Genomic DNA, 7,779 nt, shown 5'->3' on the forward strand with positions numbered 1-7,779 from the left:
CACCCCCGGCGCCCCCCGCCCCGGCTCGGCCCGCCACCGCGCAGCGGCCCGCCGCCGCAGAATCACGTTGACCGTGGCGGGGGTCCTGCTGGCAGCAGCGGTGGGAGCGGGCGCGTGGGCGGCGACGAGCGGAGGGGACGAGACGCCGACTCCGGCACAGAGCACGTCCGCACCGTGAGCGCGGGTGCCATGAAGCCCAGGTCGGCCATGTCGGGGGTGTCATGCAGCCCAGGTCGGGCACATCCAGCCCGTCCGGCGGTTGAGGACGAGGCCCCTTGGGGCCGACCGCGTGGGTCCGGGGGCGGCAGCCCCTGGTACGCCCGCACCAACACCCCGCACCATCGTGGGCCATACCGCCGGGGACCTACCTCACCCGGCGGAGCCGTTACGCTGGGGGCGTGGCAGTCGTCGATGTATCCGAAGAGCTGAAGTCCCTCTCCTCGACCATGGAGTCGATCGAGGCCGTCCTGGACCTCGACAAGCTGAGGGCAGACATCGCCGTGCTCGAGGAGCAGGCGGCCGCGCCGTCCCTCTGGGACGACCCGGACGAGGCGCAGAAGATCACCAGCAAGCTCTCCCACCTCCAGGCCGAGGTCAGGAAGGCCGAGGGGCTGCGCGGCCGGATCGACGATCTCGCCGTGCTCTTCGAGATGGCCGAGGAGGAGGACGACCCGGACACCCTGGCCGAGGCGGAGTCCGAGCTGGTCGCGGTGAAGAAGGCGCTGGACGAGATGGAGGTCCGTACCCTCCTGTCCGGCGAGTACGACTCCCGTGAGGCGCTGGTCAACATCCGCGCCGAGGCGGGCGGCGTCGACGCCGCCGACTTCGCCGAGCAGCTCCAGCGCATGTACCTCCGCTGGGCCGAGCGGCACGGCTACAAGACGGAGATCTACGAGACGTCGTACGCCGAAGAGGCCGGCATCAAGTCGACCACCTTCGCCGTCCAGATCCCGTACGCGTACGGCACGCTCTCCGTGGAGCAGGGCACGCACCGCCTGGTGCGCATCTCGCCGTTCGACAACCAGGGCCGCCGCCAGACCTCCTTCGCGGGTGTCGAGGTGCTCCCGGTCGTGGAGCAGACCGACCACGTCGAGATCGACGAGTCGGACCTGCGCATCGACGTGTACCGCTCCTCCGGCCCCGGCGGCCAGGGTGTGAACACGACGGACTCCGCGGTCCGTCTGACCCACCTGCCCACCGGCATCGTGGTCTCCTGCCAGAACGAGCGCTCGCAGATCCAGAACAAGGCCACGGCGATGAACGTCCTCCAGGCCAAGCTGCTGGAGCGCCAGCGGCAGGAGGAGCGCGCCAAGATGGACGCCCTCAAGGGCGACGGCGGCAGCTCCTGGGGCAACCAGATGCGGTCGTACGTCCTGCACCCGTACCAGATGGTCAAGGACCTGCGCACCGAGTTCGAGGTCGGCAACCCGCAGTCCGTGCTCGACGGTGAGATCGACGGCTTCCTGGAGGCCGGAATTCGCTGGCGCAAGCAGCAGGAGAAGTAAGTTTGTCGACATGACAACCTCTCGCAACTGCCGCCCAATGGGCGGCAGTTGTTTTATGTGTGGGGTTTAGGTCACAGTCACATCAACCAACTCCCGTCAAACGCACCCCCCATGGGACATTGCGCCCGCAACGGCCTTGACGTTGCTTAAAAAAATGGGAAAGGTGAAGCGCGGCATGCGTATCCGTGGGGCGCATGTGAACCGGGGGAACGGGAGAGCGCCAGGTGCCGGCCAAGGGCCGGAACCGGTGTCGTCAGCTACCTCCGTCGAGCACAGGCCGCCCCATGCGCCGCCACATCGACAACAGCTACTGGGGGTAGCAACCATATGACGAAGAAGACGCGCGTCCGCGTCGCACGCATAGCCGCCGGCGCCGTGATGGCCGCCGGCGCCTCGCTGATGGTGGCCGGCGTGGCCTCCGCCGACCCGGGCCAGCCCGATCCCGACCCGACCTGTGGCGTCCTCGTCACCTGCACCGACCCGGACCCCGGCACGGACGGCGGCACCACCGAGGGCGGTACCGAGGGCGCGGCCGGCGGCAACTCGTCCGGTGGCACCGAGGGCACGACCGATGGCGGCTCCGAGGGCGGTGACGCGAGCATCGGCGGGGTCATCGGCGGCGTGATCGGCGGCGGCGACTCCTCCGGGTCCACCACGGGCGACCCGACGACCGGCGGCAGCTCCACCACGGGTGGTTCCACCACGACGGGCGGCGGCTCCACCACGGGTGGCTCGACCACGACCGGTGGCGGCTCCACCACGGGTGGCTCGACCACGACCGGTGGCGGCTCCACCACGGGTGGCTCGACCACGACCGGTGGCGGCTCGACGACCGGCGGCGGTTCCACGGGCGGCGGCTCCACCACCGGTGGGTCCACCACGGGCGGCGACGAGTCCACCGGCGGCACCTCCGGCGGCTCCACCACCGGCGGCGGCTCCACCACGGGCGGCGGTGACACCACCGGCGGCACCACCCCCGACGGCGGCAACGACAACGTCTCCCAGGAGGAGGGCACCTCCGCCCTCACCGACACCGGCTCGGACACCGCCGCGCAGCAGACCGGGAACGGCAAGCAGCTGGCCGAGACCGGTGCTGGGGAGACCACGTTCCTGCTGGTCGGCGCCGCGACGATGATCGCGGGCGGCGTCGCCTTCCGCGTCCTGCCGCGTCTGGCGGGCAACCGCGGCGGCACGGCCGCCTGAGGGTAGCCGAAACGTCACTCCGCGCAACCCGAGCGGAGAAAGGAAGGGCCCGGAGCACCCGCTCCGGGCCCTTCCCCGTGTCCTTGGGAGACCTAGACGGTCTGGTGCGCCAGCAGCGCCGTCAGTGCGATCAGCACCACCAGCAGCGCGACCAGCGCCGCCGGGCTCACCCCGCCCAGGAACCCCGCCTGCTGCTGGAGCCGCTCACGGCTCGCCCGGCACACCGGGCAGCGGCCCTCGTTCACGGGCGCCGCGCAGTTCGCGCACACCAACCGGTCGTACGTCATGCGCTCGCCCTCCTCGTGCCAGGCCCTCAACCCCGTACAACGCCGACGGGAACGAGAACGTTCCCCCTCCACTCTGCCAGGTTCCCCCCGAAAGAGCGCGGGCGCCCGGAAAAGCGGGGAGAGCTGCCCGTGCAACCGCCCGTACAAAAACGCACAAGTCTCTCCCAACACGACCGGGCCCTGCGTAGGCACTCCCGGTTCGCGTATGGTCACGCTCATCATCCCCCGGCGACCCGTGGTGCATCCGTGATCCGATTCGACAGTGTCTCCAAGGTCTACCCCAAGCAGACCCGCCCCGCCCTCAGGGAGGTGTCCCTGGAAGTGGAGAAGGGCGAGTTCGTCTTCCTCGTGGGGTCTTCCGGCTCCGGCAAGTCGACCTTCCTCAGGCTGGTGCTCCGCGAGGAGCGGTGCAGCCACGGCCAGGTGCACGTCCTCGGCAAGGACCTCGCCCGGCTGTCCAACTGGAAGGTGCCGCAGATGCGCCGCCAGCTCGGGACGGTCTTCCAGGACTTCCGCCTGCTGCCCAACAAGACGGTCGCGGAGAACGTGGCCTTCGCGCAGGAGGTCATCGGCAAGTCCCGCGGCGAGATCCGCAAGTCCGTGCCGCAGGTGCTCGACCTCGTCGGGCTCGGCGGCAAGGAGGACCGCATGCCGGGCGAGCTGTCCGGTGGTGAGCAGCAACGCGTCGCCATCGCACGGGCGTTCGTCAACCGGCCCAAGCTGCTGATCGCCGACGAGCCCACCGGCAACCTCGACCCGCAGACCTCCGTCGGCATCATGAAGCTGCTCGACCGCATCAACCGGACGGGCACCACCGTCATCATGGCGACGCACGACCAGAACATCGTGGACCAGATGCGCAAGCGCGTCATCGAGCTGGAGAAGGGCCGCCTCGTACGCGACCAGGCCCGCGGCGTCTACGGCTACCAGCACTGAAGCAAGTTCACGACGGAAAGGCTTGACCAGACGCCATGCGCGCCCAGTTCGTCATGTCGGAGATCGGTGTCGGTCTCCGCCGCAACCTGACGATGACCTTCGCCGTCATCGTCTCCGTCGCCCTGTCCCTGGCCCTCTTCGGCGGCTCCCTGATGATGAGCGACCAGGTGAGCACCATGAAGGGCTACTGGTACGACAAGGTCAACGTCTCGATCTTCCTCTGCAACAAGAGCGACGCCCAGTCGGACGTCAACTGCGCCAAGGGCGCCGCCACCGAGGACCAGAAGAAGCAGATCCAGGCCGACCTCGGCAAGATGTCCTCGATCGTGGAGAAGGTCACCTACGAGTCGCAGGACACCGCCTACAAGCACTACAAGGAGCAGTTCGGCAACTCCCCGCTGGCCAGCTCGCTGACGCCGGACCAGATGCAGGAGTCGTACCGGATCAAGCTCAAGGACCCGCAGAAGTACCAGGTGATCGCCACCGCGTTCAACGGACGTGCCGGTGTGCAGTCGGTGCAGGACCAGCGGAGCATCCTCGACAACCTCTTCCAGCTGCTCAACCTGATGAACCGGGCCGCGCTGTTCCTGATGGCGCTGATGCTGTTCGTCGCGCTGCTGCTGATCGTCAACACCGTGCGGGTGTCCGCGTTCAGCCGCCGCCGCGAGACCGGGATCATGCGGCTGGTCGGCGCCTCCGGCTTCTACATCCAGGCGCCGTTCATCATGGAGGCCGCGGTCGCCGGACTCATCGGCGGCAGCCTCGCGTGTGTCTTCCTGGTGCTGGGCCGGTACTTCACCATCGACCACGGCATGGCCCTCTCCAGCAAGCTCACGCTCATCAACTTCATCGGCTGGGACTCGGTGCTGACCAAGCTGCCGCTGATCCTCGCGACCAGCGTGCTGATGCCTTCCCTGGCGGCGTTCTTCGCGTTGCGCAAGTACCTGAAGGTGTGACACATGCCAAGAGGGCCGTACAGGCATCCGTCTGTACGGCCCTTCGCGTTGTCCTAGACTCACCGCCATGTCAGGCAACGCCCTGTTCCGCCAGCCCCGCCGCAAACGCCGCGGGGCCGCCCTGACCTTGGTGTTCGCCGGAGCGCTCACCGCGGGGGCCGTCACGGGCTCCCTGCCGGACACCGCACAGGCCCGCCGTCTGGACACCAACGCCCAGTCGGCCGAGGGCGGCCGGGCCACCGGCAAGCCCCGCCCCGAGGACGTCCGCCGGGCCGCCGCCGAGGCGATGGCGAAGGGCGAGTCGCCCACCGAGGCCGCCGAACAGGCCGTCAGCCGCAGCGGGGACCGCTGGGCCGCCATCTACTCCGAGAACGAGTACGCCGAGTTCCGCGACGCCCTGGACGGCGAGTACACCGGCGTCGGACTGTGGGCCAGGCGCGCCCGCGACGGGCAGGTCACCGTGAGCCGCGTACGGTCCCACTCGCCCGCCGCCGACGCGGGCATCCGCAAGGGCGACCGGCTGCGCAGCGTCGACGGGCGCGGGGTCGACGGCCGCCCGGTCACCGAGGTGGTCTCCCTGCTGCGCGGCGACGCCGAGGACGCCTCCGCCGGCACCCCGGTCACCGTCGGCATCCAGCGCGGCGCCGACTCCTGGTCCCGCACCCTGCACCGGGCCCGGCTCTCGACCGACCCGGTGACCGTCACCGACCCGGTCGCCGGGGTCGTCGTGGTCCGGGTGTCCGCCTTCACCAAGGGCTCCGCCAAGGCCGTACGGGACGCCGTCAGGCGCGCCCCGGCCGGCAGCGGGGTCGTGCTCGACCTGCGCGGCAACTCCGGCGGCCTGGTCACCGAGGCCGTCGCCACCGCCTCCTGCTTCCTCGACGGCGGCCTGGTCGCCACCTACGACGTGGACGGCGCCCAGCGCGCCCTGCACGCGGCCTCCGGCGGTGACACCGCCCGCCCGCTGGTCACCCTGGTCGACGGCGGCACGATGAGCGCGGCCGAGCTGCTGACCGGCGCCCTCCAGGACCGGGGCCGGGCCGTGGTGATCGGCTCGCGCACCTTCGGCAAGGGCTCGGTCCAGATGCCGACCGCGCTGCCCGACGGCTCGGTGGCCGAGCTGACCGTCGGCCACTACCGCACCCCCGCCGGCCACGCCGTGGACGGCCGGGGCATCACGCCGGACCTGGAGCCGGGCCCGAGCGCCCTGAAGCGCGCGGAAACGGTCCTCACCGGCCTGGGCGACCCCCGATAGCCCCCTGACCTCACCCCTAATCCGCTTCCCTTCGCCCCCCTCCATGGTGCGAAAATGGGCGGCACTATGAGCAAGGGAATGTACGTACCGAAGGAGTCCCAGCCCAAGCAGGGCGGGGCGGCCTCCGCCAAGGGCAAGGTCAAGGACGGCAAGCGCAAGCTCGTCGCCCAGAACAAGAAGGCCCGGCACGACTACGCGATCATCGACACCTACGAGGCCGGGATCGTGCTGTCCGGCACCGAGGTGAAGTCGCTGCGCCAGGGCCGGGCCTCGCTGACGGACGGTTTCGTCCAGATCGACGGGAACGAGGCGTGGCTGCACAACGCCCACATCCCCGAGTACAGCCAGGGCACCTGGACCAACCACGCCGTGCGCCGCAAGCGCAAGCTGCTGCTGCACCGCGAGGAGATCGACAAGCTGGAGGCGAAGTCCCAGGAGACGGGCCACACCATCGTGCCCCTCGCCCTGTACTTCAAGGACGGCCGTGCCAAGGCGGAGATCGCGCTGGCACGAGGCAAGAAGGAGTACGACAAGCGGCAGACCCTGCGCGAGAAGCAGGACCGGCGCGAGTCGGACCGGGCCATCGCGGCCGCCAAGCGCAAGCAGCGCGGCGTCTGACCGGGCTCGCGGGAATAGGCTGGCACACTCCCGCGTTGGTCACGTACGATGGCACAGCACTCCATCGAGGGTGCACCGCCTCCTGCGGGGGGCATTGAAAAAACAACATGGGGATGATCGGTTTCGACAGCGGATGTCGAAGCAGGGGAAGCGTGTCGAGGAAGCGGCAATGATCTCGTAAACCATATGTCGCAAAAAATAATCGCCAACACCAAGCGCGATTCCTTCGCCCTCGCTGCCTAAGTAGCGACTTGCGAAGTGTCAGCCCGGGGCTGTTCCCGACCCGGATCCTGGCATCAGCTAGGGAACTAAACCTTGATCCCGGTCACGGGGTGAAGAGGGAAATCCAACAGTGACTGAGCCCGTCGGAGACTTGTCCGCGTGATCTCCGGGGCCGAGAAAATCGAAGCGGACTGCACACGGAGAAGCCCTGTTTCTGCACCGGTGGACGCGGGTTCGATTCCCGCCATCTCCACGATCGGGAGGCCCTCGGGCCTTCGGAACCCATGTGGGCAAAGGCCCCGTCGCTTACGAGCGGCGGGGCCTTCGTCTTTCACCGGGTGACCCGCTTCTGCCTGGTGACCCGCTTCTGCCTGGTGACCCGCTTCTGCCCGGTGCCGCGCAGTGCCCAGCCGAGCAGGCAGGCCGCGGAGGCCGCCAGCGCCGGTATCGCGTAGGCGGCGCCCGGGCCGAGGTGATCCGCCGCCCAGCCGCCACAGGCCGAGCCGCAGGCGATGCCGGTGAGCAGCGCGGTCACCACCAGGCTCATGCCCTCGTTGAGACGGCCCTCCGGCGTGCACTCCTGCACCAGCGTCATCGCCGTGACCATGGTCGGCGCGGTCGCCGTGCCCGCCACCAGCAGCGCGCCCGCCAGCACCCGGAGCGACCCGGTGGTGGCCGCCAGCCAGGGCAGCGTCATCAGCGCGGCCATCGCGGGCAGGCACCGCCCGAACCGCCGCGCGGCCGGCCCCGGAGGCAGCGCCCCGTACAGCAGGCCCGCCGCGCACGACCCCGCCGCC

The 7,779-nt window shown here is 69.8% G+C and carries 8 protein-coding genes and 1 other RNA gene; 7 read left to right on the plus strand and 2 right to left on the minus strand.

The window, feature by feature from the left end; all coding sequences use genetic code 11:
* The first annotated feature begins 398 nt into the window (after positions 1 to 398).
* The gene (prfB, locus tag GT030_RS23680) at positions 399 to 1,505 is read left to right on the plus strand and encodes a peptide chain release factor 2 (RefSeq protein ID WP_161202827.1); all 1,107 of its coding nucleotides are present in this window, start codon (positions 399 to 401) and stop codon (positions 1,503 to 1,505) included.
* 327 nt (positions 1,506 to 1,832) lie between these two features.
* Positions 1,833 to 2,708, plus strand: a complete 876-nt coding sequence (locus tag GT030_RS23685; protein WP_161202828.1) for an LPXTG cell wall anchor domain-containing protein — start codon at positions 1,833 to 1,835, stop codon at positions 2,706 to 2,708.
* A gap of 92 nt (positions 2,709 to 2,800) precedes the next feature.
* On the opposite strand, the gene GT030_RS23690 is transcribed toward GT030_RS23685, so the two are convergent.
* Positions 2,801 to 2,995, minus strand: a complete 195-nt coding sequence (locus GT030_RS23690; protein WP_161202829.1) for a hypothetical protein — start codon at positions 2,993 to 2,995, stop codon at positions 2,801 to 2,803.
* 246 nt (positions 2,996 to 3,241) lie between these two features.
* On the opposite strand from GT030_RS23690, the gene ftsE reads away from it, so the two are divergent.
* The 5 genes from ftsE to ssrA all read left to right on the plus strand — a co-directional run bounded on the left by ftsE (position 3,242) and on the right by ssrA (position 7,238).
* Positions 3,242 to 3,931 carry a cell division ATP-binding protein FtsE gene (ftsE, locus tag GT030_RS23695; protein ID WP_030810993.1) on the plus strand — a complete coding sequence of 230 codons (690 nt, stop codon included), beginning with the start codon at positions 3,242 to 3,244 and terminating at the stop codon, positions 3,929 to 3,931.
* Positions 3,932 to 3,966: 35 nt separating this feature from the next.
* Positions 3,967 to 4,887 (plus strand): permease-like cell division protein FtsX, encoded by a 921-nt coding sequence (gene ftsX / locus GT030_RS23700; protein ID WP_030810990.1) that lies wholly within the window; start codon positions 3,967 to 3,969, stop codon positions 4,885 to 4,887.
* A 67-nt stretch (positions 4,888 to 4,954) separates the two neighbouring features.
* Positions 4,955 to 6,142 (plus strand): S41 family peptidase, encoded by a 1,188-nt coding sequence (locus GT030_RS23705; protein WP_202460482.1) that lies wholly within the window; start codon positions 4,955 to 4,957, stop codon positions 6,140 to 6,142.
* Between the two features lie 66 nt (positions 6,143 to 6,208).
* Positions 6,209 to 6,760: an SsrA-binding protein SmpB gene (gene smpB, locus GT030_RS23710; protein ID WP_086694467.1), complete on the plus strand. Its 552-nt coding sequence runs from the start codon at positions 6,209 to 6,211 to the stop codon at positions 6,758 to 6,760.
* 109 nt (positions 6,761 to 6,869) lie between these two features.
* Positions 6,870 to 7,238: a transfer-messenger RNA gene (ssrA, locus tag GT030_RS23715) on the plus strand.
* A 75-nt stretch (positions 7,239 to 7,313) separates the two neighbouring features.
* Here the strand turns inward: ssrA and GT030_RS23720 are convergent.
* A partial coding sequence (locus GT030_RS23720) for an MFS transporter (protein WP_161202830.1) occupies positions 7,314 to 7,779 on the minus strand: 466 nt, incomplete at its 5' end.

It is taken from the genome of Streptomyces sp. SID1328 (assembly GCF_009865595.1).
GTDB lineage: Bacteria > Actinomycetota > Actinomycetes > Streptomycetales > Streptomycetaceae > Streptomyces > Streptomyces griseoluteus.

Coding starts and splice junctions, on each gene's coding strand:
- GT030_RS23690 (WP_161202829.1), bottom strand. CDS start 2,995: ATGACGTACGACCGGTTGGTGTGCGCGAACTGCGCGGCGCCCGTGAAC.
- GT030_RS23685 (WP_161202828.1), top strand. CDS start 1,833: ATGACGAAGAAGACGCGCGTCCGCGTCGCACGCATAGCCGCCGGCGCC.
- smpB (WP_086694467.1), top strand. CDS start 6,209: ATGAGCAAGGGAATGTACGTACCGAAGGAGTCCCAGCCCAAGCAGGGC.
- GT030_RS23705 (WP_202460482.1), top strand. CDS start 4,955: ATGTCAGGCAACGCCCTGTTCCGCCAGCCCCGCCGCAAACGCCGCGGG.
- ftsX (WP_030810990.1), top strand. CDS start 3,967: ATGCGCGCCCAGTTCGTCATGTCGGAGATCGGTGTCGGTCTCCGCCGC.